The sequence below is a fragment of the Caloramator sp. E03 genome, from assembly GCF_006016075.1.
Lineage (GTDB): Bacteria > Bacillota > Clostridia > Clostridiales > Caloramatoraceae > Caloramator_B.
The window spans coordinates 960,499-983,452 of the sequence record NZ_CP040093.1; the positions used below are offsets into that span (position 1 = coordinate 960,499).

Annotated in this window: 21 protein-coding genes; 9 read left to right on the plus strand and 12 right to left on the minus strand. The window is 31.3% G+C overall.

Going from position 1 to position 22,954, the window contains the following annotated elements; translation table 11 throughout:
* Nucleotides 1-4: 4 nt before the first annotated feature.
* The 4 genes from purF to ppaX form a co-directional block, all read right to left on the minus strand.
* Nucleotides 5-1,402 (minus strand): amidophosphoribosyltransferase, encoded by a 1,398-nt coding sequence (purF, locus tag FDN13_RS04960; RefSeq protein ID WP_138979182.1) that lies wholly within the window; start codon nt 1,400-1,402, stop codon nt 5-7.
* A 43-nt stretch (nt 1,403-1,445) separates the two neighbouring features.
* Nucleotides 1,446-2,153, minus strand: a complete 708-nt coding sequence (gene purC, locus FDN13_RS04965) for a phosphoribosylaminoimidazolesuccinocarboxamide synthase (RefSeq protein ID WP_138981023.1) — start codon at nt 2,151-2,153, stop codon at nt 1,446-1,448.
* On the minus strand, nt 2,153-2,632 hold the full coding sequence (gene purE, locus FDN13_RS04970) for a 5-(carboxyamino)imidazole ribonucleotide mutase (RefSeq protein WP_138981024.1): 480 nt from the start codon (nt 2,630-2,632) through the stop codon (nt 2,153-2,155). The genes purC and purE overlap by 1 nt, the downstream gene beginning before the upstream one ends.
* A 379-nt stretch (nt 2,633-3,011) precedes the next feature.
* Nucleotides 3,012-3,665, minus strand: a complete 654-nt coding sequence (ppaX, locus tag FDN13_RS04975) for a pyrophosphatase PpaX (RefSeq protein ID WP_138979183.1) — start codon at nt 3,663-3,665, stop codon at nt 3,012-3,014.
* Between the two features lie 291 nt (nt 3,666-3,956).
* On the opposite strand from ppaX, the gene FDN13_RS04980 reads away from it, so the two are divergent.
* Complete coding sequence (locus FDN13_RS04980) at nt 3,957-5,669, plus strand: IS1634 family transposase (RefSeq protein WP_138979184.1); 1,713 nt, start codon at nt 3,957-3,959, stop codon at nt 5,667-5,669.
* Nucleotides 5,670-6,089: 420 nt separating this feature from the next.
* Entirely contained in the window at nt 6,090-7,604 is a 1,515-nt protein-coding gene (ptsG, locus tag FDN13_RS04985; RefSeq protein ID WP_138979185.1) for a glucose-specific PTS transporter subunit IIBC, read from the plus strand.
* Between the two features lie 171 nt (nt 7,605-7,775).
* Here ptsG and FDN13_RS04990 read toward each other — a convergent pair whose 3' ends face one another.
* Genes FDN13_RS04990 through FDN13_RS05000 form a run of 3 tightly spaced genes read right to left on the minus strand, consistent with a single transcriptional unit; the run spans nt 7,776 to nt 11,660 of the window.
* Nucleotides 7,776-8,459, minus strand: a complete 684-nt coding sequence (locus tag FDN13_RS04990; RefSeq protein WP_138979186.1) for a fructose-6-phosphate aldolase — start codon at nt 8,457-8,459, stop codon at nt 7,776-7,778.
* A 15-nt stretch (nt 8,460-8,474) separates the two neighbouring features.
* Nucleotides 8,475-10,880, minus strand: coding sequence for a glycyl radical protein (locus FDN13_RS04995; protein ID WP_138979187.1), 2,406 nt, complete (start codon nt 10,878-10,880; stop codon nt 8,475-8,477).
* A gap of 24 nt (nt 10,881-10,904) precedes the next feature.
* Nucleotides 10,905-11,660, minus strand: coding sequence for a DeoR/GlpR family DNA-binding transcription regulator (locus FDN13_RS05000; protein WP_138979188.1), 756 nt, complete (start codon nt 11,658-11,660; stop codon nt 10,905-10,907).
* A 259-nt stretch (nt 11,661-11,919) separates the two neighbouring features.
* On the opposite strand from FDN13_RS05000, the gene FDN13_RS05005 reads away from it, so the two are divergent.
* Together FDN13_RS05005 and FDN13_RS05010 are read left to right on the plus strand one after the other, a co-directional pair.
* Nucleotides 11,920-12,795, plus strand: a complete 876-nt coding sequence (locus FDN13_RS05005; protein WP_138979189.1) for a glycyl-radical enzyme activating protein — start codon at nt 11,920-11,922, stop codon at nt 12,793-12,795.
* 296 nt (nt 12,796-13,091) lie between these two features.
* Nucleotides 13,092-13,952, plus strand: a complete 861-nt coding sequence (locus FDN13_RS05010; protein ID WP_138979190.1) for a DUF4438 domain-containing protein — start codon at nt 13,092-13,094, stop codon at nt 13,950-13,952.
* A gap of 152 nt (nt 13,953-14,104) precedes the next feature.
* Here the strand turns inward: FDN13_RS05010 and FDN13_RS05015 are convergent, their stop codons facing one another.
* A complete protein-coding gene (locus FDN13_RS05015) occupies nt 14,105-14,578 on the minus strand; it encodes a YbaK/EbsC family protein (protein ID WP_138979191.1) in 474 nt (157 codons plus the stop codon).
* A 222-nt stretch (nt 14,579-14,800) separates the two neighbouring features.
* Between FDN13_RS05015 and FDN13_RS05020 the strand changes: the two genes are divergently transcribed.
* Genes FDN13_RS05020 through FDN13_RS05030 form a run of 3 tightly spaced genes read left to right on the plus strand, consistent with a single transcriptional unit; the run spans nt 14,801 to nt 16,682 of the window.
* The gene (locus tag FDN13_RS05020; protein WP_138979192.1) at nt 14,801-15,175 is read left to right on the plus strand and encodes a GntR family transcriptional regulator; all 375 of its coding nucleotides are present in this window, start codon (nt 14,801-14,803) and stop codon (nt 15,173-15,175) included.
* A gap of 3 nt (nt 15,176-15,178) precedes the next feature.
* Nucleotides 15,179-16,045 carry an ABC transporter ATP-binding protein gene (locus FDN13_RS05025; RefSeq protein ID WP_138979193.1) on the plus strand — a complete coding sequence of 289 codons (867 nt, stop codon included), beginning with the start codon at nt 15,179-15,181 and terminating at the stop codon, nt 16,043-16,045.
* Nucleotides 16,038-16,682, plus strand: a complete 645-nt coding sequence (locus FDN13_RS05030) for an ABC-2 transporter permease (RefSeq protein WP_138979194.1) — start codon at nt 16,038-16,040, stop codon at nt 16,680-16,682. Before FDN13_RS05025 ends, FDN13_RS05030 begins: the two co-directional genes overlap by 8 nt.
* Before the next feature lie 330 nt (nt 16,683-17,012).
* Here the strand turns inward: FDN13_RS05030 and FDN13_RS05035 are convergent, their stop codons facing one another.
* A complete protein-coding gene (locus FDN13_RS05035; protein ID WP_138979195.1) occupies nt 17,013-17,480 on the minus strand; it encodes an HAD family hydrolase in 468 nt (155 codons plus the stop codon).
* 644 nt (nt 17,481-18,124) lie between these two features.
* Here FDN13_RS05035 and FDN13_RS05040 point away from each other — a divergent pair.
* Together FDN13_RS05040 and FDN13_RS05045 are read left to right on the plus strand one after the other, a co-directional pair.
* Nucleotides 18,125-18,598, plus strand: a complete 474-nt coding sequence (locus tag FDN13_RS05040) for a C-GCAxxG-C-C family protein (protein ID WP_138979196.1) — start codon at nt 18,125-18,127, stop codon at nt 18,596-18,598.
* 11 nt (nt 18,599-18,609) lie between these two features.
* The gene (locus FDN13_RS05045; RefSeq protein WP_138979197.1) at nt 18,610-19,554 is read left to right on the plus strand and encodes a TDT family transporter; all 945 of its coding nucleotides are present in this window, start codon (nt 18,610-18,612) and stop codon (nt 19,552-19,554) included.
* Between the two features lie 186 nt (nt 19,555-19,740).
* Here FDN13_RS05045 and FDN13_RS05050 read toward each other — a convergent pair whose 3' ends face one another.
* From FDN13_RS05050 to FDN13_RS05060, 3 genes are all read right to left on the minus strand, one after another.
* Complete coding sequence (locus tag FDN13_RS05050) at nt 19,741-20,814, minus strand: S66 family peptidase (protein ID WP_138979198.1); 1,074 nt, start codon at nt 20,812-20,814, stop codon at nt 19,741-19,743.
* Nucleotides 20,815-21,333: 519 nt separating this feature from the next.
* The gene (locus FDN13_RS05055; protein WP_138979199.1) at nt 21,334-21,981 is read right to left on the minus strand and encodes a MutH/Sau3AI family endonuclease; all 648 of its coding nucleotides are present in this window, start codon (nt 21,979-21,981) and stop codon (nt 21,334-21,336) included.
* A gap of 61 nt (nt 21,982-22,042) precedes the next feature.
* A complete protein-coding gene (locus FDN13_RS05060; protein WP_138981025.1) occupies nt 22,043-22,954 on the minus strand; it encodes a DNA adenine methylase in 912 nt (303 codons plus the stop codon).

Consider the following 22,954-nt stretch of genomic DNA (forward strand, 5'->3'; position numbering starts at 1 on the left):
TTCATTATCCCCTTTCAAGATGAAGCTTATCAGCTTCTATAGGTGCAGATATTGGATATATCCCATTAAAACATCCAAGGCAAAAGTTCTTATTGCCAAGGGCTGACAAAAGCCCATCTATACTTAAATATCCAAGGCTATCAGCTCCGATTTCCTCTTTAATAGCATCAAGTTCAGCTGTAGAACCTATTAGCTCTTTTCTATGTGGGGTATCAATCCCAAAATAGCATGGGTATTTAACAATAGGAGATGCAACCCTAAAATGTATCTCCTTTGCACCAGCTTTTCTTAAAATTTCTACAAGTTTTCTTGAGGTAGTTCCTCTTACTATTGAATCATCAATAAGAACAATCCTCTTACCTTCAACATTAACCTTTAAGGCATTTAGCTTTAATGATACTGCCTTTTCTCTAACCTGCTGATTTGGAGATATAAAAGTCCTCCCAACATACTTATTCTTAATAAGCCCTATTCCATAAGGTATATTTGATGCTTTTGCATAGCCTATAGCCGCTGCAACACCTGAATCTGGAACTCCTATTACCATATCGGCATCAGCGGGACACTGGTTATATAATATCTCTCCTGCCCTAACCCTTGATGTATAAACATTTATCCCATCAATGGTACTGTCAGGTCTTGCAAAATATATAAACTCAAAGGCACAGGTTTCACATTTTGTCTTTTCTACAAAATTAAATGATTTTAATCCATTTGAATCTATAATAACTACCTCTCCAGGTCTTACATCTCTTATAAACTCCCCACCTACAGCATCTATTGCACAGCTTTCGGAACATAGAATATAAGCTTCATCAATCTTTCCTATACAAAGAGGCCTTATACCATTAGGATCTCTAACTCCGATTAGTTTATCCTCTGTTAAAATAACTATTGCATAGGAGCCTTTTACTGCCTGTATTGCATCAACTACTGCCTTTTCTATTCCTTTTTTAGCTCCCCTTGCTATAAGGTTTAAAACAACCTCTGAATCAATTGATGTCTGAAATATTACTCCTCCATCCTCTAAAAGCTCCCTTACAACACCAGCATTAACAAGGTTTCCATTATGGGCTATTGCAATAGAACCAAGCTTATATTGCCCAAGAATTGGCTGGGCATTGCTTACTTCGCTTGAACCTGTAGTTGAATACCTAACATGGCCTATTGCCAAAAAGCCTTCCATTCCCCTAAAAACATCATTTTTAAAAACTTCGCTTACAAGTCCCATATCCTTGTGACAGGTGAGTTTTTTACCATCAGATATAACTATTCCTGAACTTTCTTGTCCCCTATGCTGAAGAGCATAAAGACCATAGTATGTTATTGCTGCAACATCTGTTTTTTCCTTTGAAAATATTCCAAATACTCCACACTCTTCTTTAAATTTATCTATAATCATAGTTTCCTCCTTAGACAAAAGCCCCTTGAGCAAAATTAAAGTATTATATTTTATTTATTCTATTTAATATTTCCATATAGGCTTCCTTTACATTTCCAAGATCCCTTCTAAATCTGTCCTTATCAAGCTTTTCGTTTGTCTTTGCATCCCAGAATCTGCATGTATCTGGTGATATCTCATCAGCAAGTATTATATCACCATTATGCCTTCCAAATTCAAGCTTAAAATCTACAAGTTTTATTCCAAGCTCATGGAAAAATTCTTTTAAAATATCATTTACCTTTTTAGCCATATCATATATTTTTTTAAGTTCTTCAAAGTCCGTAAGCCCTATTGCAACAGCATGAGTGTCATTTATAAGTGGATCCCCAAGGTCATCATTTTTATAGCATATTTCAAATACTGTTGTTTTAAGCTCATAACCTTCATTAAGTCCAAGCCTCTTAGCCATGCTTCCTGCGGCTAAATTCCTAACTATAACCTCAATCGGAACAATCTCAACCTTTCTACAAAGCTGCTCTCTATCATTTAGCTTTTTAACAAAATGAGTTCTTATTCCGTTTTTCTCCATAAGCTCAAATAATACTGATGTTATATTGTTGTTTAAAACACCTTTATCTTCAATCTCTCCCTTTTTCTCACCATTAAAAGCTGTTGCTGAATCCTTATAGTATATAACTACATAGTCATCATTATCAGTCTTATAAACCTTTTTTGCTTTTCCTTCATACATTAATTCTCTTTTTTCCATCATAACTGCACCCCTTCTTCATTTTCTTTTATAAACTTTTCTTTCATATTCTGCCTATATAATTTAAGTTTTTCTTTTAAATCTGGGTATTTTAAAGAAAGTATCTCTACTGCAAGCATGCCTGCATTATAGCTGTTATTTATACCAACAGTTGCAACAGGAATTGATTTTGGCATCTGAACGATTGAGAAAAGAGAGTCAAGACCATTTAAAGATGCGTTTATTGGAACACCGATAACTGGAAGTATTGTGTGGGAGGCTATAACCCCTGGAAGATGAGCAGCAAGTCCAGCCCCTGCAATTATGCATTCAAAACCTTCTTCTTCAAGCTTTTTAAGTGTTTCAAGAAGTTTCTCAGGAACCCTATGAGCAGAAAGAATTAAAGCCTTATATTCAATATTGAATTCTTTTAAAGCCTCAGCAGCCCCCTTCATAACGTCCTTATCAGATTTGCTGCCAAAGATGATAGCAACCTTCATAAAAACTATCCTTCCTTTCATTTTATTGTAAAAAGATATGGATTTTAATATCTAAACTCATCCTTCTTAAAACTAATAGAAAAAAACAGTTAAAAGATTTAAATAATTTTACTAAAAATCAACTAAATCTAAGATGTATATTTATGAAATTATATTATCATCACCTTAAATCACAGTCAATATATTTTTATATATTTTATAATAATGTTCATATTTTAAGATATTATAATGCACAATTTTCTTTTTATATTTCGTTATATTACGTACATTACTTTTATAACATATCTTTTGATATTATGCACACAATAAAAGCCATAATACTTCATAGAATTTTTTGTTCCTTGAAATATTATGGCTTTAAATTTTTATATATATGTTTTTATACTGCATCTTTATTGCATTCTTCTACAATATCAACAATATCTAAAAGGCTTTTTACTCTATAATCTGGATTGTATTTTAAAAGTTCCTGTAAAGGAAGTGAGGTATACTCCACAACACAAGTTAAAGTTCCTGCATTTTTGCCACATAGTACATCAAAGGAAGTATCTCCAACATAAATTGCTTCTGAGGGGCTTATATTTAAAATTTCACAGGCCTTTTTAACGGGTTCCCCGTCTGGCTTATGCTTATTTGTATCTTCTAGGGTTATAAATACATCAAGGGGCTGTTTAATGTTTGTAACTTTAAGCCCTCTTTCAGCCATAACCTTCCTTTTAGAAGTTACAATCCCCACTTTAATATTAAGGGATTTTAGAATTTTTAAAACTTCATCTGCTCCTTCAAAGGCTCTTACCATTGAATCATGCTTTGACTCATTAAATTCTATATAGGTATTAAACATATCATGAGCTTTTTGACTGTCATATCTTGATAAAGTTGTAATTAAAGGCTCACCAAAATACCTTGTTATCTCCTCCTCAGTAACGTCTAAATTTAAATGTCTTTTATAGGTATATTTAAAAGATTCAATAATTAACCTATTAGTATTAACAAGTGTTCCATCAAAATCAAATAAAACTAACTTAATCAAAAGGCAAACCTCCAATTTAAAATTAATTATATATAATAATATCATATAAAGATATTAAAATCTAAACAAATATCTTATTTCTACCATAAATTACTCTAAATATATAACAATTGATAATTTTAATTAGTTATCAATAACTTCCACTCGGGTCTTTGACAGTTGCAAGACAAAAAAAGTGCCTTAAAGCCTTGATATAGGCTTATTTTTTTGTCAAATTTTAAATTTTTATAGTGCACAATGTGTAACAATGTGTTATAATATAGATATAAATATATGAAGAGATGTGAAAAAATGAGATTACAAATTGTTAAATCAAAAAATGCAGCATCCTTATATGTAGTTAAATCTGTTTATGAAAAAGGCAAGCGTACATCAAAAGTAGTTGAGAAGCTTGGCACTTATGATGAACTTTTAAAAAAACTAAACGGACAAGACCCTATAGAATGGGGGAAGAGGTACGTTGAAGAGTTAAATAGAAAAGAAAAAGAAGAGAAAAGAGAAATATTAGTAAAATACTCGCCTGTTAAACAAATTAACAAGGACGAACAGCATACTTTTAATGGTAGTTACTTGTTTTTACAAAAAATATATAACGAGCTTGGGCTGCAAAATATCTGTAAAAATATTTCGGATAAACATAAATTTAATTTTAATCTAAATTCAATACTATCAAGATTAATTTATGCAAGAATTATTTATCCATCATCTAAGCTTGCTACATACGAACTATCAAAAAAATTTATTGAGCAGCCTGATTTTGAGCTTCAGCATATTTATAGAGCTTTAGAAGTGATTTCACAAGAAACAGATTTTATTCAGTCAGAATTATACAAGAACAGTCTTAAAGTTTGCAATCGTAATAAAGGAGTTCTCTATTATGACTGCACCAACTATTTCTTTGAAATTGAACAGGAAGAAGGATTAAAACAGTATGGAGTATCGAAGGAACATAGACCCAATCCAATTGTTCAAATGGGACTTTTCATGGATGGAGACGGCATCCCCCTTGCATTTTGTATAAACAAAGGTAATACTAATGAACAAGTAACTTTAAAACCTTTAGAGCAAAAAATTATATCCGAATTTGGGCTTTCAAAATTTATCATTTGTACAGATGCAGGGCTTGCATCTACAGCAAACAGAAAATTTAATAATATACAAAATCGAGCTTTTATTACTACACAATCTATTAAAAAATTAAAATCACATTTAAAAGAATGGGCGTTAGACCCCAAAGGATGGCATCTTAGCGATTCAGACAAAGTATATAATTTAAACGAAATTGACGAAGAAACAGATATTAATAAAATTTTTTATAAGGAACGCTGGATAAAAGAAGACGGGCTTGAACAAAAACTTATTGTAACATTTTCCTTGAAATATAGAAACTATCAAAGAACTATAAGAGGTAACCAAATAGAGAGAGCTCAAGAGGTTATTGATACCAATCCTACAAAATTGAAGAAATGTAATGCTAATGATTACAAACGCTTTATTTCAAAGACTCACTGCACACCTGACGGTGAAGTAGCTGAAAAAGAATTATACAGCATTAATGCTGATTTAATAGCACAAGAGGCAATGTATGATGGTTTTTACGCAGTATGTACAAATATAAGTGATGATGCTGCCGCAATTATAAAAATTAATAGAAGGCGTTGGGAAATAGAAGAGTCCTTCCGTATTATGAAATCAGAGTTTAAGGCAAGACCAGTATATTTAAGAAGAGATGATAGAATAAAAGCGCATTTTACAACTTGTTTCATTTCCCTGATGATATATAGGCTATTAGAAAAAAAGCTTTCAGAAAAATATACGTGTAGCGATATTATATCAGGACTTAGAGAAATGAATTTTTATGAGATTAAGAATGAGGGCTATATTCCAATATATACAAGGACTGATTTTACAGATGATTTACATGACAAATTTGGCTTTAGAACGGATTATCAAATAATTAATATGAAACAAATGAAGAAAATTTTTAAAGACACGAAAAAATAAAAAACATTGTTCACTTTTTTGAAAAGTATAAAAGTCTGAGAGCCCTTGATATTCAATGGTTCTACAGGCTTTTTGCTTCTCGCAACTGTCAAAGATGAGATTATATATAATAATATCATATAAAGATATTAAAATCTAAACAAATATCTTATTTCTACCATAAATTACTCTAAATATATAACAATTGATAATTTTAATTAGTTATCAATAACTGCCACTTTTTTTAGAAAATTTGCTATAAAAAAACTATTGCATATTTACTAACAAAATGATAAAATAAACTCATCAAATAGATATGGCTTTTACGTGTTACTGATTCGATCAGGCATGAGTAAAAGTATATAAATTAGACATTAGTCTAATTTATTATATTTTTGCTCATGCCTTTTTAATTTTAAAAAATAAAAGGAGGAAAAAATCATGTCAGCAAAAAAAGCATTTGGAGTACTACAAAAAGTTGGTAAAGCATTAATGCTACCCGTTGCACTACTTCCTGCTGCAGGTATTTTATTAGCCTTTGGTAACATGTTTCAAAATCAAGCATTCTTAGAAAAGGCACCTATGTTTGGAGCAGCAGGTGTACAAATAGTAGCTAAGGTTATGGAAAAGTCTGGAGATATAATTTTCGGTAATCTTCCATTACTTTTCGCAGTTGGTGTTGCAGTAGGTCTTTCAGGTGGTGAAGGCGTTGCAGGACTTGCAGCAATAGTAGGTTTCTTAATAATGAATGTTACAATGGGAATAGTAGGAGGAGTTACTTCCTCATTAGTTGGAAAAAATCCTGCTTATGCAAATGTTTTAGGAATTCCAACTCTTCAAACAGGTGTATTTGGTGGTATCATTGTAGGTCTTATAGCTTACGTATTATATGAAAAATACTATAAGATAGAATTACCTCAATTCTTAGGATTCTTTGCAGGCAAAAGATTCGTTCCAATTATTACAGCAGCTACATCAATAGTATTAGGTTTAGTGATGGTCGTTGTATGGCCTCCAATACAGCATGGATTAAATGCTTTCTCAAGCTCAATGATTGATGCAAATAAAACTATAGCTGCATTTATATTTGGTGTTATTGAAAGAGCACTTATTCCATTTGGATTACATCATATTTTCTATAATCCATTCTGGTATCAGTTTGGTGAATACACAAATAAAGCCGGAGAACTTATTCGTGGAGATCAGGCAATATTTATGGCTCAGCTTAAGGACGGAGTTAAATTTACAGCTGGTACATTCATGACTGGTAAGTTCCCATTCATGATGTTTGGTCTTCCAGCAGCAGCTCTTGCTATGTACCATGAAGCAAAGCCAGAAAAGAAAAAGATTGTTGCTGGTATTATGGCATCAGCAGCACTAACATCCTTCTTAACAGGTATAACAGAGCCAATTGAATTCACATTCTTATTTGTAGCACCAGCACTTTATGCTGTACACTGTTTATTTGCAGGACTTTCATTTATGTTAATGCACATACTAAACGTTAAGATAGGTATGACATTCTCTGGTGGTTTAATTGACTTTATACTATTTGGTGTAATACCAAACAGAACAGCTTGGTGGCTTGTAATTGTAGTAGGTTTAGCATTCTCAGTAATCTATTACTTTGGTTTTAGATTTGCTATTAGAACATTCAACCTAAAAACTCCTGGTAGAGAAGATGATGAAGCTGAAACAGCTGCAACATCAACTACAAATTCTGAACTCGCAGCAAATATACTTGAAGCACTTGGGGGAAAGGAAAACATTAAGTACCTTGATGCTTGTATTACAAGGCTTAGAGTAAACGTAGTTGACAATAAAAAAGTAAACAAAGATAGATTAAAGCAGCTTGGTGCTGCAGGTGTAGTTGAGGTTGGCGATGGCATCCAGGCAATATTCGGACCAAAATCAGACAACATAAAGAGTGAAATAAAGAAAATAGCTGGTATATAACTAAAAACCTTAAATAATTTTTATTAGTTCAACTAAACCCCCATTAAACAAACCTCCTTCTTGATAAGAATTAAATATTCAAACAAGAAGGAGGTTTTTATTATGTCTTAAATTCTCTTCAAACTACTTAAACTTTATAGCTGTTTAAAATTATATTTTTGAAAACAATTTCTACTTCAAGTTTGAAATTGTTACGCCTTTTCCAAATATACTCTCCCAATCATCATTAAAATTATCAATTGCCTTTTTAATAGCAGGCATATTTAAAGCATCATTAAGAAGAGATGGTTGAAGTGTTACCGAATGTGCTCCACACTCAAATGCAGTACATACCTGGCTTATATTTTTAAAACTTGCAGCAAGTATTCTTGTTTTATAATTATGTTTTTCAATAATTTGAGCAAATGCTGAAATAACTTCACGTGGATTTATATCCATACTTTCCATTCTATTGAAATAAGGAGCGATAAAGTCAGCTCCACTTTCAATTGCAAGTAATCCTTGTATCTTTGTATATATTGTTGTTGCAGTAACTGAAATATTTCTTGCCTTTAAGGTGCGAATTGCCTTTAGTCCATTTTCGGTTACTGGTACTTTAATAAATACATTTTCATCAATATTACTTAAAATAGCTTCAGCTTCTTCCATAATGCCTTCATAGCTTTGTGATATAACTTGTATGTGAAGAGATTTATCTATGCCAATAATGTTTCGGATTTCTTTAAAGTGATTAAAGAAATCGATTTTCCCAACAGATTTAATGATGCTGGGATTTGAAGTAACCCCTGTAATTGGATAGTACTGGCTAAAATATTTAATATCTTTTATATTAGCAGTATCAAACATAAACTCCATTTTATCAATCTCCTTTTATAATATTTGCTCTGTGCGAGCTATTATATCATCTTGTGTTTCTTTTGAAAGCACATTAAAGAAGGCACTATAACCTGCAACACGAACTATTAAATCACGATGCTTTTCTGGGTGCTTTTGGGCATCCAAAAGGGTTTCCCTTGAAACTACATTATATTGAACATGGAACCCATGTAAACGATTAAAAAATGTTCTTATTAAAGAAATAAGTTTCATCTTGTCAGATTCCTTTGAAAGCATTTGAGGATTAATCTTTTGGTTTAATAATACACCACCTGTAATTTCTTTTGTAGGAAGTTTTGAAACTGATTTAAATACAGCTGTAGGTCCATTTTTGTCCATTGCATGGGATGGCGAACATCCTTCAGCTAAAGGCTCTTTAGCCTTTCTTCCATCTGGCGTTGCAGCTGTTCCTGCCCCTTGTGGTACATTTGCAGATATGGATGATGTACCAGCATAATATACTCCTCCAATAGGTCCCCTTCCATATCTTGTATTTTTGTATTTTTTTATTTCATCAATATAAATATTATATGCTTCCACTAAAAGTAAATCTACATAGTCATCGTCATTTCCATATTTAGGTGCATAATTAATCAAGGCATGCTGTATTTTTTCCCCTTCTTCTCCTTCAAAATTGTTTATAATTGCATTCCAAAGCTGCTGAGGTGTAAAAAGCTTATCTTCAAAGACACATTTTTTTATAGCCGCAAGAGAATCACCTAAATTAGCAATGCCAACTTGAAGGTCACTAATAAAATCATAAACTGCACCGCCTTCCTTTAAGGTTAATCCTCTTTCTATACAATCATCTGTTAATGCTGAACATAATACATCAGCAGTAACCTCTTCAATTGCCATATCTACACAATTATCAATTATGACACTTTGCCTTGTAAATTCACGAATAATTTTTTCCCATGCTTCCATTACTTGATTAAAAGATGTCATATCTTTAAAGTGCCCTACTCCTTCACAAAGTTTTATTCCTGACTCTAAATCTACTCCATCATTTAAAGCAATTAAAAGAGACTTTGGAAAGTTTAAAAAGCTCATTCCTGTACAACGGTATCCCCATTTGCCAGGTACTGCAACCTCAACACATCCTATTGCACTATAGTTATAGGCATCCTTCTCTGAAACTCCCTTTTCTATGAATGATGGTATTATAATCTCATCGTTATTAAAAGCAGGCATACCAAATCCCAATCTTACAACTTCTATACATTCCTTCATGAAGTCATCACTAATACCTTTATGATAACGTACTGTTAAATTTGGCTGTGGGAGTTTTGTTTGAGCTACACTTTTAAGGATTAGATACGATAATGGGTTTACAGCATCTTTTTTATCTACTGTTTGTCCACCAATTGTAACGTTTTGATACAATGGACTCCCTGCACTGAAACGAGTATGAGACCAGCTTCGTATCTTATTTATTGAATAGGTTTTAAGCCATAGATTAGTCAAAAGTTCACAAGCACTTTCTTCTGTAATTGCATTGTTTTCAATATCATTTTTATAAAATGGATATAAATATTGATCCATTCTGCCAAATGATACTGAATGTCCATTTGATTCTATTTGCAAAATTAAATGAATGAGCCAAAGGGATTGAACTGCTTCTTTAAAGCTTTCCGCAGGATAGAAAGGAACCTTTTTTAAAATACTTGACATTTCAATAAGTTCTTGTTTTCTTGTGGGACTATCTTCAACTTTTGCAAGACTTAGCGCCAAATCGGCATAGCGTTTTGCAAAAGCAGCAACTGCATCAATTACTATTAGTATTGCTCTATAAAAATAGGATTTTTTTAGATTTTTATAATCAGTAAGATCCAGTTCCTGTAATTTTCTTTCAGTTTGTTCTTTAAAATGAATTAATCCAAGATTTAATACCTTTTCATAGTTAACTGCTATATGCCCATCACCAGATGTTATATTGCCTTCAGCCTTTATTATCCCAAGGTCATAAAAAATCTTCGTTTCAGCTGGCATAGCTGCAAGGCCATGATCCTTTAATGTATTTTTTTCCCAAAATGGATATATATCTTTAATAACTTGTTTATTTTCCTCAGTTATATAAAAGCGATCCCCACTACGTTTATCAAACTGATCAAGTTCCTCAATTACCCAATCCATTGCATATTCTGGAAATATAGGGGCTGAGCGATTTGATGATGCTTGATTCCCAGCTATTAAAGTTTGGGGTTCAATAAATATGCTCATATTTTTAAGAACATTTTCAAGCATTAATGCTCGGCGCAAGACCATAGGTTTATCTGCATGAAGCTTATAGCTTTCAGTAGTTAGTTTTGCACGTTCAACACAAACCATGGGCTTTGCATTTAATAGTTCTTCACGAAAATCTTTCATCCTTTGAGTTAGCTCACCAAAATAACTCAATATATCACCCTCCAAAAATATTTTTTACTCTGCATCTACTGTTATTACATTAACATTATTTTGAACTAGCAAGTCATAAATTTTTTCAGGTATTTTATTATCTGTAATAACAGCATACACATCCTTTATATTAAATTGAGATACAACTCCTTGCTGAGAAAATTTTTTTGATTCAGTAAGTATAATAACCTTATTTGCATTTTCAGCCATAATCTTTACAGTTTCTGCCCTCATATAGTTTTTTGCCGTAAAGTGGGATTTTTCTGTAAAACCATCAGTACCAACAAAAAGCTTATCAACATGAAACCCCTCAATACATTTACGGATAATGGGACCTACTAATACCTGACTTTCCCTTTGATAATTACCACCAAGTAAAATCACATTAGCAAAGGGGCACTCCCTAATATATGAGGCTATGAAAGCAGAATTTGTAATTATAGTTACATTCTTTTTATTTTCAGCAAGCTCTCTTGCAAGAAGTGCACATGTGGAGCCTGACTCAATCATAACTGTTTCTCCATCTTCTACAATGCTCGCTGCAGACAAGGCAATCCTTCGTTTAACATCATAATTAAATGCTAATCGTTTACTTATATCATCACTATTAATCATTAGGGCATAGCCATGTTGGCGAATTAAAAGCCCTTTTTTCTCTAAATAGGATAAATCCTTACGAATTGTAACTTGAGAAACACTAAGTTTTTTAGATAAAACAGATACTTCGATTTTCCCATTTGCATTAACAAGTTCAAGTATTTTTTTATGTCTATCTATCATTAAAATTCTTCCTTTCTTTAAAGTATTATTGAGATTATATCATAAATATTTTTAAAAAGAAAGGAAATTGTTTCGTATTAAACTTTTAATACTTTCAAATGCAACTATAATTATAATTAATTTCTGAATTATCGTCAATAATTAAGTTTCATTCGTAATATTTTATTATTTTTTTCGTAATTATTTTATTTACTTTAGAATATAGGCATGATACCATAAAATTATAGTTTTATATAGGGCTAATAAAAGGAGTGTTTATATGAAAAGTTTAAAGGCTTGTATTTTTAATATACAAAAATATAGTATTCATGATGGACCAGGTATAAGAACAGTTATTTTTTTTAAAGGCTGTCCTCTAAGATGTCTCTGGTGCAGCAATCCTGAATCACAGGATATGAATTTGCAGCTTTCATGGGACATATCCAAGTGTAAGCCTAATGAAAAATGTCCTTTAATGTGTCCACACAAAAATTATCATAAATATATTGAAACTAATGATTTTGAATGGATAAAAAGTTGTCCCCATAATGCTCTTTCTATTTATGGAGAGTATAGAGATATAGATTATATAATGAATGAAATTATAAAGGATGTAGATTTTTATGAAGAATCTGGTGGAGGAGTTACTCTATCAGGAGGGGAAGTACTTCTTCATCATGAGTTTGCCAAATCTCTTTTAAAAAAACTCAAAGAACATAATATACATACAGCTATTGAAACAACTGGATATGCTAACCCTAAAATTTTTAATGAATTTATAACCAATGTTGATTTGATTTTATATGATCTAAAGCACTATGATAGTCAAAGGCATTTTGAATATACAAATGTTTATAATGAAATAATCATAGAAAATTTAAAAACTGCAGTTTCAATTGGAAAAGAAGTTGTAATAAGAATTCCTGTAATACCTAAAGTCAACAACAGCTTAGAGGATGCAGTTAATTTTTGTAAGCTTATAAAATCTATAGGAGCAAAAAATGTAAACCTATTACCCTTCCACCAATTCGGCCAAAAAAAATATTCCCTTCTTTGCAGAGAATATAAATTCAAAGGAGTTCAACAGCTACACGAAGAAGATCTTTTAGAATACAAAAATATATTTATTGAAAACGGATTAAATTGTACAATATAATTTGGATATTTTGCTGGTGCTATGTACAAGCACCAGCTAACCTTTACCTTGCAGCCTATTTGAGTTCTTTTACAAATCAGGATATATTAATAGTTTATTTCTTTAGAGTTTTATTTTTTACTATGTTAATTTAGCTATTTTATTCAAGTTATTCATGTCTTACATTCCCTTTTGTAATAAATGTAATCATTATAAATTCCACAAACCTATTTTAAAACGATCTCTTCAGCTCTTTTATTTCGAATTTCTTTGTGGTAAGGTTAACTATGTAAAAAAGTATGAAAAGGGGTTGTGTTATGTTAAGAACAAACATAGATAAAACTGTTATGCAGTCTCTTCAGGGGAAAATTCATCATCCTATAAATCCTTCTCCCTTTAGAGTTGATGTTAATGGCAATGCTCACATTCTTCCTGCTACAGGAGGGATAACCTATAATGTTAAAGTTGGAGACTGCGCCTTTGGATGGTCCGGGGACCATGTTGAACCGGGCGTTTCTATAAGAAATGAAGATAGAAACGAAAACAATGCAATGATGCTGTTTGCCTGCATCGGGAATGAAGCAAAAGTTGTAACTGGAGATGCTAAAGGTGCAAAGGGCTTCGTTATTGGAAAGCACGGCGGAATAGAGCATGTATTGATTCAGTTTGAAAAAGATGACTTAGAAAAAATGGCCATTGACGATAAAATACTAATAAAGGGCTTCGGTCAGGGATTAAAATTACTCGATTATCCTGACATTCAGGTTATGAACGTTGATCCAAGGCTGTTTTTAAATATTCATATAAAGGAAGATACAGTGCTAAAGGTTCCCGTTGTTGCTGAAGTTCCAGCCTACTTAATGGGTTCCGGAATTGGGGCTTTAACTGCATTTTCAGGGGATTATGATATTATGACCGAAGACTTAGATGAGATTAAAAGGCTTGGACTTGATAAACTAAAGTTTGGGGATTTAGTCCTTTTAAGGGATTGCGATAATTCTTATGGAAGAGGATATTTAAAGGGAGCTGTCAGCATAGGAGTTGTAATACACAGCGACTGCATTAAGATGGGACATGGGCCAGGGATTACAACCATTATGACCTGCAAAAAAAGCTTAATAGAAGGATACAAAGACGAGAACGCAAATATTTTAAATTACATTGATTACATAAAGTAATATTAATAATGGGAAGAATATAATTTCTTCCCATTATTTTTACAACCATATTTATTCATAATTCATAAAACTGCATATTTTTATACGCTTTTTACCTTTATCCATGTCTATTTTGTACTAATAATTAATTTTTTAGCTTATTGGCACTTTCCTTATACATCCCAGTTTTTGCACACATCTACCCACTTTTGGCACAAAGAATAATTCTCTAATTCTTCACATGTCAGTTCAATGGCAGAATTCCCACTGCCACAGGCAGGAAAAACAGTATTAAATCTTTTTAAGGATATATCAAGATATACCGGTATATCCTCTTTAAGTCCAAAGGGGCATACTCCCCCAACCCTATGTCCTGTCCACTTAAAGGTTTCATCAGCATCAAGCATCTTAGGTTTTGTTTTAAACTCCGCCTTAAATTTAGAATTATCAATTTTAGCATCACCAGCTGCAACCAAAATAATTATATTATCACCACTTCTTAAAGCAAGGGTTTTTGCTATTCTCCCTGCTTCAACGTTAAGGGCCGCAGCTGCAAGCTCAACGGTTGCGCTTGAAGATTCAAGCTCTATAATATCCTTATCTCTATCATATTTTTTAAAATACTTTCTAACATCTTCAATTGCCATTTACATCACCTCCAAAATGTGTATATATTTTTAATTTATTTTAATATTTTAAAGTGCTAATGTCTATATGCACATTTTCTCCAATCTCCGGTGCCAGGTACTGGAGAAAAACAACGCCAGAGAATGTCACCAAAAAACACCAATTTTTTTATTTTATATTGACGCAGGTGTTAATACTGTATATAATGTATATATACAGTATTAACATTAGGAGGATAAAAAATGAATATAATAATCTCCAATTCTTCTGAGGAGCCGATTTATGAGCAGATTGTAAAGCAGATAAAATCAGCAATTATAAACGGTGAAGTTAATTCCCTAGAATCCCTTCCTTCAATTCGAAATCTTGCGAAGGAACTTCAAATAAGCGTAATTACAACAAAAAGAGCCTATGATGAGCTTGAAAAAGAAGGTTTTATAGTTACAGTGCCTGGAAAGGGGACCTTTGTTGCAGCACAGAACGATGAACTTTTGAAAGAATCCCGTCTTAAAATAGTTGAAGAAAAGCTGTATGACGCTGTTTTGGCTGCAAAGACAGCAAAATTGTCCTTAGATGAACTTAAGGAAATGCTTGAAATTTTATATAGGGAGGTTTAATTAATGGAAAACATTTTAGAAATCAAAAACTTAAGAAAAAACTTTAAAGATTTTAGTTTAAAGGATATAAGCTTTTCTCTTCCAAAGGGATTTATTATGGGTTTTATAGGTCCAAACGGTGCAGGTAAAAGCACCACCATTAAGCTTATTATGAACCTTCTTAAAAAGGACTCTGGCGAGATAAAAGTGTTTGGATTGGACAACATAAAAAATGAAATTGAGATTAAAGACAGGATAGGCTTTGTATTTGATGAAAATTTGTTTTATGAAGAGCTGACTGCCCTTGAAATTAAAAAAATAATAAAGCCTCTATATAGAAGATGGGACGAGGATTCATTTTTAAAGTATATTAAGGACTTCAACCTTCCATTAAACAAAAAAATAAAGGATTTTTCTAAGGGTATGAAGATGAAACTGTCCCTTTCTGTTGCACTATCCCACAACGCTGAAATGCTAATAATGGATGAACCAACCTCAGGGCTTGATCCTATTGTAAGAAGCGAACTTTTAGACATATTGTCCTATATAATACAGGATGAAAACAAAGGGGTTCTTTTTTCAACCCATATAACCTCTGATCTTGAAAAAATCGCAGACTATATAACATTGATAAATAACGGGGAGATTTTGTTTTCCCTTGAAAAGGATATTATTATGGATAATTACGCAGTAGTAAAAGGGGATAAACAGCTTTTAAAGGAGGATATAAAAAAGGATTTCATAGGTATAAAATGCAACAGCTTCGGCTTTGAGGGGCTTGTTAAGAATAAAAAAGTTATAAAAAATGCTCTCAAAGAAAACATAATAATCGAAAAGCCTTCATTAGACGATATAATGCTATATTATATAAGGAGGGAGCTTCATGCTTAGTTTAATTCTTAAGGATTTATTGATTCAAAAGAAAAACCTGATTTTTGCATTTTTATATATAATATTCATAATGTATATTATGCAATCGCAATTAATGGATGCAACCCTATCAATTTGTATTTGTGCAATATCGTATATTACACTTTCAAGTGCAAGTGCCTATGATGACAGAAGCAACGGAAATATATTTTTAAACACTCTCCCCCTTTCAAGGGGAAAAATAGTCTTATCAAAATATGTTTCACTTTTTATTTACGCTGCTTTAACTATTGTAATATATTTTGTAATATATCTTTTCACAAGCAGTTTAAATCTAAAAATCACTCTTTATCCTGTAACATTAGACGGAATAATATACGGCTTATTTTTAGTGAGCATAATGTACAGTTTAAGTCTTCCTGTATTTTTTAAATTTGGATATATGAAATCAAAATGGATACAATTTATAATATTTTTCCTTTTCTTTGGAGGTATTTCATATATTATTAAATTCTTAGAAAGTAGATTCTCAAATATTTTATTAGGCTTTGGAGGTTTCAAGGGCTTAACAATGTTATTTATTATAATTTTATCATTTATAATTCTTTTAATATCCTACTGCCTGTCGGTTTACTTTTACAAAAGGCGTGAATTTTAGGCTTAACCGTCCCTTTTTGAGGGACGGTTACTTATTTTGTATACTTCATTACAAAGCGGGACAAGACAAGGGACGGTTACTTATTTTTCCCATTATTTATTATTAAATTAGAAGGATTTTGAGGCATCACTTGGACAAGCTGAGCTGAGGGACGGTTACTTATTTCATTACTTTTTCATTCAACTATTTTTACAAACATAAGGATTAAAAATTTATAATTATTACTCTCCCCTTACTTAAAAAAGCCTGTCCTAATTGTATCTGAAATAGGCACAATAAGTAACTGTCCCTCATTTTTCCTTTGTCACTTGTCAATAGGCTGGCACTTTTTTAGCTTCTTAGAGTTGCCTTTACTCTATCGGGGTTTAGAAGGAGCATAAAAGCATCCTCTGGGCAGTTTACAACAATGTCTGCAAAACTTAATAGCTTTCCGCAGCATCCCTCCTGCCCTATAATTGCTATAGACAAATCGCATATTTTAAACATTTCAACATCATTATAGCCATTTCCAACGCATATACTCCCGCCTTCTAATGCCTTTACAATATCTCTTTTAGATACAGCCGCATTATCCCTTGGAAAGGTTTTTAAAGTAACATTCAAATCCTCACACTGGCTTTTAACGGTGCCATAGGTATCCGCCGTTAATATATAGACCTTTGCATGCCCTGCAAGCTCATTTATCATCTCTTTTATATCTCTGCTCATAATACCATCTACTGCAATAGTTCCGTTATAATCAAAAACAACATTTTCGGCATTTAATTCTCCTCTTCCTGGTATGGTAAATTTTAACATGTTAAACCTCCTTATTAATAGATGACTTCTATTTATCTTTTAGTTCTATCATCTTTAGGTGAGCTAAAAAACTGTTGGTATCATTAAACTCTATAAACTCCCCATCCAATAAAAAAGAAGTATAATTCGATATTTTGCTAAATAATTACACATACTTGCATAAAAGATTTAATTAACTAATCCAAATCTATGTTTGGGATTAGTAATATATTATTTCTGTAAAGCCCTTATATTTTACAGCAAATCTTTTCTTTAAAGTATTCTTTTGATTTAAATGCTTCTTTCTATTTGTATCACTCATCTACCCAAATTTAATTTTGCTGCTTCATCTGAATACCTTTCTGCTATCTTCATATTCAGTATATTTATTTTTTCCTCCTACTATCTTTAATAAACAATAATAAAGTATTCAACATTTAGAGAAAATTACCTTCTATAACATTGAAATTAAAAGAGTATTGCATAAGGACAAATCACATCTTCCTTGCCATAAAGTAATAGGAAGGATGATTCTTATAAAAAACATTTATTGTTTTTTTCTATACACACATATATAACTATTAAAAATATAAAACTTATTAACTTTTTTTTATTTGTTATAATTATAACATTGATAATATTAATACTACAGGAGGATGGTCTTTATGGAAAAAAATGCAATTGTAGATTTAGTAAGGAGCAAAGCTGAAGGTTATTTTCAAAGAGGTGAATTTTTTTGCTCTGAAGCAGTAGTTCACACGATTAACGAACTTTTAGGATGGCCCTACAGCGAAGATATCGTAAGAATGGCTTCAGCATTTCCAATAGGAATGGGAAAATCAGGATGTCTTTGCGGGGCTGTAAGCGGAGGTCAAATGACTCTTGGCATGGCTTATGGAAGAAAGCATGGCGAACCTATGAATGAAAAAATGTTTCCTATAGCTGCAGAACTTCATGATTATATTAAAAATCTTTATGGTAGTACATGCTGTAGAGTACTTGTTAGGAATTACGAATTTGCAAGCCCTGAAAGAAAGGCTCATTGCGTTAAAATAACCGGTGAAGTTGCTGCATGGGTTGCTTCAAAGTTATTAGATGATCCTGAAATATCACAAAAAATAAATCCTAACTTTAAATAAGAGGTGAATATATGTCTAATATTATCAAAAAGCTGCCAATTCCTATAGCTGGACTTATGTTGTCCTTGGCATCATTAGGTAATTTGTTATCTTCATATAATATAATGTTTAAAAATATATTTGGAACCATAGCAGGATTAATATTAATTTTAATGATTATTAAACTTGTTACAAATCTAAAGGTTTGGCAAAAAGATTTAGAAAACCCGCTAATAGCAAGTGTTACACCAACATTTTTTATGGCTCTTATGGTTTTATCCGGATATATTAAACCCTTTTTCCCAAAATTTGCTTTTTTAATTTGGGCAGTTTCAATAATTGCACATATTATTTACATTTTATTCTTTACAAATAAATTTATTCTTAATTTCGATATTAAAAAGGTTTTACCAAGCTATTTTATTGTATATGTAGGATTAGCAGCAGCCTGCCTGTCTGCACCTGCATTTAAAATGCAAGCTGTAGGACAAATTATATTTTGGTTTGCCTTTATATCATATTTGATTTTGTTACCTGTAACTCTTTATAGGACTTTTAAATATAAGGAATTCGCTGAACCAGCACTGCCATCGATTGCTATCTTTACAGCACCAGCTAACCTTTGTCTTGCAGGTTATTTAAGTTCTTTTACAAATAAGAGCATATTCATAGTTTCCTTTTTAGGAATTTTATCTTTTATAATGTTTATTCTCGTTATTTTATATCTGCCAAAGATGCTTAAAATTAAATTTTATCCAAGTTATTCATGCTTTACTTTCCCTTTTGTAATAACTGCAATAGCTATGAAGGCTACAAACCTATTCTTGAAAAAATCAGGAAAAGCAATATCTATACTGCCTCAATATATTAAATTTCTTGAAATACTTTCTATAGTTATAGTTTTATACGTATTAGTAAGATATTTAATATTCTTAACTTCAAAAGATAATACTATAAAAGTTCAAAAAACAGCCTGAGGACAGAAAACTGTCCTCTTTTTTTACAAAAATACATATATGTTGATTTAATTAATGCTAACTCAATACAAATACACTACCCTTTTAACTTTAAACATTGTAATAAAATGGCTTGTACGAATTATACATTAAATAGGTATAATAAGTAACTGTCCCTTTTTATGGTGTCTGGCACTGTATCCCAAATCACTCAAACATAGATTCCTTTAATCTAATTTCCTTTCTATCCAAATCAACCTCTGCTTCAATTCCATAGGGAATTATACATCTTGGATATGCGTGTCCAAAATTGACATTATATAAAATTGGTAAGTTCTTGTTTTGAATAACCCTATAATAAACCTCTTTATATTCACTGTAATATTTTTCATCTTGTGGCTTTCCAACAATAATTCCACTAATAACATCAAATATGCCTTTATTTTTTAAAGCCATAAGCTCCTTTTCAAAGTTTTCAGGCACTACCTTTTCTTCACAGGTTTCAATAAATAATATTTTATTTTTCCACTCATCAATTGCTGGGAACAATCCATACTTCTCACATATAGCTTTTTCATCCTCATATCTGCTTTGAGTTAATATATTATACAAACTTTCAAGACAGCCCCCTAAAAGTCTTCCTTTGAACCTCCCTTTTCCCTGCAATACTTCATATCCCTTTTCCTCTAAATGCTTTACTCTGCTTGTCCCTAATGCATTTATAGAAAAATCCTTTCTTTCCTCATACCATACATCGCTTGATTCAATATAATCTTCATTATTATTTTCGAAATACTTTAAAAATGATTTTTTTGTATAGGGAAGCATTTCTTTATCCAACTCAGCTAAATCACAAAGAAAATTAGGGCCATAAAAAGTTACCATACCAAGTTTATAAAACATCAAATGATTAACTGTAGTATCTGAAAAGCCAGTAAATAATTTAGGATTATTTTTAGCAGTATTAATAAAATCCTCATCTTCTAATAAATATGGAAGTGTTCTATAGGTATCATCGCCTCCAATTGCACAAATAATACCTTTTATTGACTTATCATAAAAAGCATCCTTTAAATCCTGTGCCCTATCCTCTGGATGATTTTTTATATATTCAATTCCTTTTAATGCATTTGGCATTACAACTGGTATTAACCCAAACTCTCTTATCCTTTTTAGTCCTAAGTCTAATTGATGTTTTACAAAATCCTCCCCCAAAATACCGCTGGATAAACTTACAACTGCTATTTTATCTCCTTTTTTTAATGATTTTGGTTTTATCAAAAGCATCACTCCAAACATTTTAATAAACAGTCTTTTTAACTATAATTTACCAACCATCTATGGCTATTATTTGTTTTCTCCGGTGACTGGGAAAGCTTCTAAAAATAGCACATTAAAATTTGCTGTAACAATATATAGTGATATATATTAGCATGGGAATAGTGTATATTGTATGTTTTTTTAATAAAACTTTATTTTTTCGGAACTCACGCTGGCACTAAATTTTCAAAACTCCCATCCAAGCAAAATAATTGGTTACTACAATAATAGTAACTTGTGGTGTTACCAACTAATTTTTAAAATATAATATCTTTTAATATGCTTATATAATAACAGAGCAATCTGCAATTTAAAGTTCCATTTTAGATTACAAGTAGTTTTCATTATTTAAAATTAAAGATCTTCCATTAATACTTTGTTCCAAGTAATTTTTTCATTTTGTTTGACTATAGATGTTAAATATTCTAAATAATAAAAGTTTGTATATTATTTTCCAATTAAATAATTTATGTAAATTACTTAATTTATACTTACAATACATTTCATAAATTCCCTTTTAAAATAGAATGCATGATTTTTATTTGATACCTTCCCATATTTTTGTGAATAAATAGGATGGTAAGGTTTTGAGTCTTTGCTTCTTATTTGAATAAGTTCACCACTTGATGTGTGAATAAAACCATCACTACTAGTTTCAATATGTATTTTTAGTTGCTTACAAATTGTATAATAATCCTTTTCAAGTTGCAGCCTTACTTCTTTATATTTATCTAAGCTTAAATCCACATGGACACAAGATAAAAACATCCATTTTTCCGGAGCACCAACTTTACAAATAGGAACATACAACAAGTTTGCTATTTTTTTATAAACATGCGTTTCATAAAAACTTTTTTGTTCTAATAACTCATCTATGATTGAATGTATCTGAGTAATAAACATGGTTTCTTTTGGATTTCCATCTCTATCACACTTATTTGTTTTTAACTCACCATCTTCAAAATCTAATGGTTTACTTGAATTTTCTAACCCTAATGCTAATTCTAATATCTGTCCGCTCTTCCCTTTATTCCTTATTATATCCTGCAGTTGCTCCTTTGAAAAAACTTGTCCAAATTCTTTCCCAACCAATAAATGCAATCTCTCTTTAGCATCAATAAGTTTCAACCGAAATCCCCCCATTAAATATAAGTCATAGGCTCGTCTTATAAATGATTATTATAAATGACTAACACTCATTAAAAATAAGAAGTTCCGAAATTGCCCCTCTTCCATTTCCTTTACTATTAATATTTCTAACAGCTTTAACTCTTACTATATTAAACTCTTTGTATAATTCATCAAAAAAATCATCTTTTTCATTTGCATTTTTAGGATCAGAATTACTGAGCATGAAGCTAGCACCTTTTCTGCTAATTACTTCTTTCGTCCACTTTGCAAGTCTTTTTTGACTTTCATCATTAAAAGGTATTTTAGAATAATCAGTAAAACTTGCAGTTTCACTTAAAGGTCTATATGGTGGATCAATATATAAAAAAGTATTTTCATCAATGTAAGCAGATATATGTTCAAAATCTCCAACAAGTAATATAACATCTTTTAATGCATAATTTACAGCTATTAAATTGTTTTTATCACATATTGTAACTTCTTTTCTTTTTCCAAACGGAACATTGTATTCTCCTTTTCTATTTTGTCTATATAATCCATTATAGCAAGTTTTATTTAAGAAAATCATCCTGGCTGCATGGGTGATCCATTCACTTGAATACTTTTTATAATCTAAAGTAGTTTTTTCATTGTTGAACTGTTCTCTTTGTTCATAAAATATTTCTTCCTTTTTATTCATTTCAGCTTCTAAATATTGTTTTTCCATGCTGCTTAATACATTAATTAGTTCTTCAACATTGTTTTGAATAACTCTATATGTTAAAATCAACTCATCATTTATATCGTTAAGTATTACTTCGTCAAAATTATATTTTGAAATTAAATGAAAAAATACTGCTCCTCCACCTAAAAAAGGTTCAATATATCTTTTAATTTTTCCTTCCTTTAATCTTTTGGGGAAGTAATCTTCAAACTGCTCGAGTAATTGAGTTTTACCACCTGCCCATTTTAAAAAAGGTTTTGCTTCCAT

What these genes read in the sequence shown, in the direction of transcription:
- purC (WP_138981023.1), bottom strand. Translation starts at nt 2,153, where the DNA reads ATGGAAAAAAGAGAATTAATGTATGAAGGAAAAGCAAAAAAGGTTTAT.
- FDN13_RS05015 (WP_138979191.1), bottom strand. Translation starts at nt 14,578, where the DNA reads ATGGCAATTGAAGATGTTAGAAAGTATTTTAAAAAATATGATAGAGAT.
- FDN13_RS05020 (WP_138979192.1), top strand. Translation starts at nt 14,801, where the DNA reads ATGAATATAATAATCTCCAATTCTTCTGAGGAGCCGATTTATGAGCAG.
- FDN13_RS05030 (WP_138979194.1), top strand. Translation starts at nt 16,038, where the DNA reads ATGCTTAGTTTAATTCTTAAGGATTTATTGATTCAAAAGAAAAACCTG.
- FDN13_RS05045 (WP_138979197.1), top strand. Translation starts at nt 18,610, where the DNA reads ATGTCTAATATTATCAAAAAGCTGCCAATTCCTATAGCTGGACTTATG.
- FDN13_RS05010 (WP_138979190.1), top strand. Translation starts at nt 13,092, where the DNA reads ATGTTAAGAACAAACATAGATAAAACTGTTATGCAGTCTCTTCAGGGG.
- purF (WP_138979182.1), bottom strand. Translation starts at nt 1,402, where the DNA reads ATGATTATAGATAAATTTAAAGAAGAGTGTGGAGTATTTGGAATATTT.
- FDN13_RS05040 (WP_138979196.1), top strand. Translation starts at nt 18,125, where the DNA reads ATGGAAAAAAATGCAATTGTAGATTTAGTAAGGAGCAAAGCTGAAGGT.
- ptsG (WP_138979185.1), top strand. Translation starts at nt 6,090, where the DNA reads ATGTCAGCAAAAAAAGCATTTGGAGTACTACAAAAAGTTGGTAAAGCA.
- FDN13_RS04990 (WP_138979186.1), bottom strand. Translation starts at nt 8,459, where the DNA reads ATGGAGTTTATGTTTGATACTGCTAATATAAAAGATATTAAATATTTT.
- purE (WP_138981024.1), bottom strand. Translation starts at nt 2,632, where the DNA reads ATGAAGGTTGCTATCATCTTTGGCAGCAAATCTGATAAGGACGTTATG.
- FDN13_RS05035 (WP_138979195.1), bottom strand. Translation starts at nt 17,480, where the DNA reads ATGTTAAAATTTACCATACCAGGAAGAGGAGAATTAAATGCCGAAAAT.
- FDN13_RS05005 (WP_138979189.1), top strand. Translation starts at nt 11,920, where the DNA reads ATGAAAAGTTTAAAGGCTTGTATTTTTAATATACAAAAATATAGTATT.
- FDN13_RS04980 (WP_138979184.1), top strand. Translation starts at nt 3,957, where the DNA reads ATGAGATTACAAATTGTTAAATCAAAAAATGCAGCATCCTTATATGTA.
- FDN13_RS05025 (WP_138979193.1), top strand. Translation starts at nt 15,179, where the DNA reads ATGGAAAACATTTTAGAAATCAAAAACTTAAGAAAAAACTTTAAAGAT.
- FDN13_RS05060 (WP_138981025.1), bottom strand. Translation starts at nt 22,954, where the DNA reads ATGGAAGCAAAACCTTTTTTAAAATGGGCAGGTGGTAAAACTCAATTA.
- FDN13_RS05000 (WP_138979188.1), bottom strand. Translation starts at nt 11,660, where the DNA reads ATGATAGATAGACATAAAAAAATACTTGAACTTGTTAATGCAAATGGG.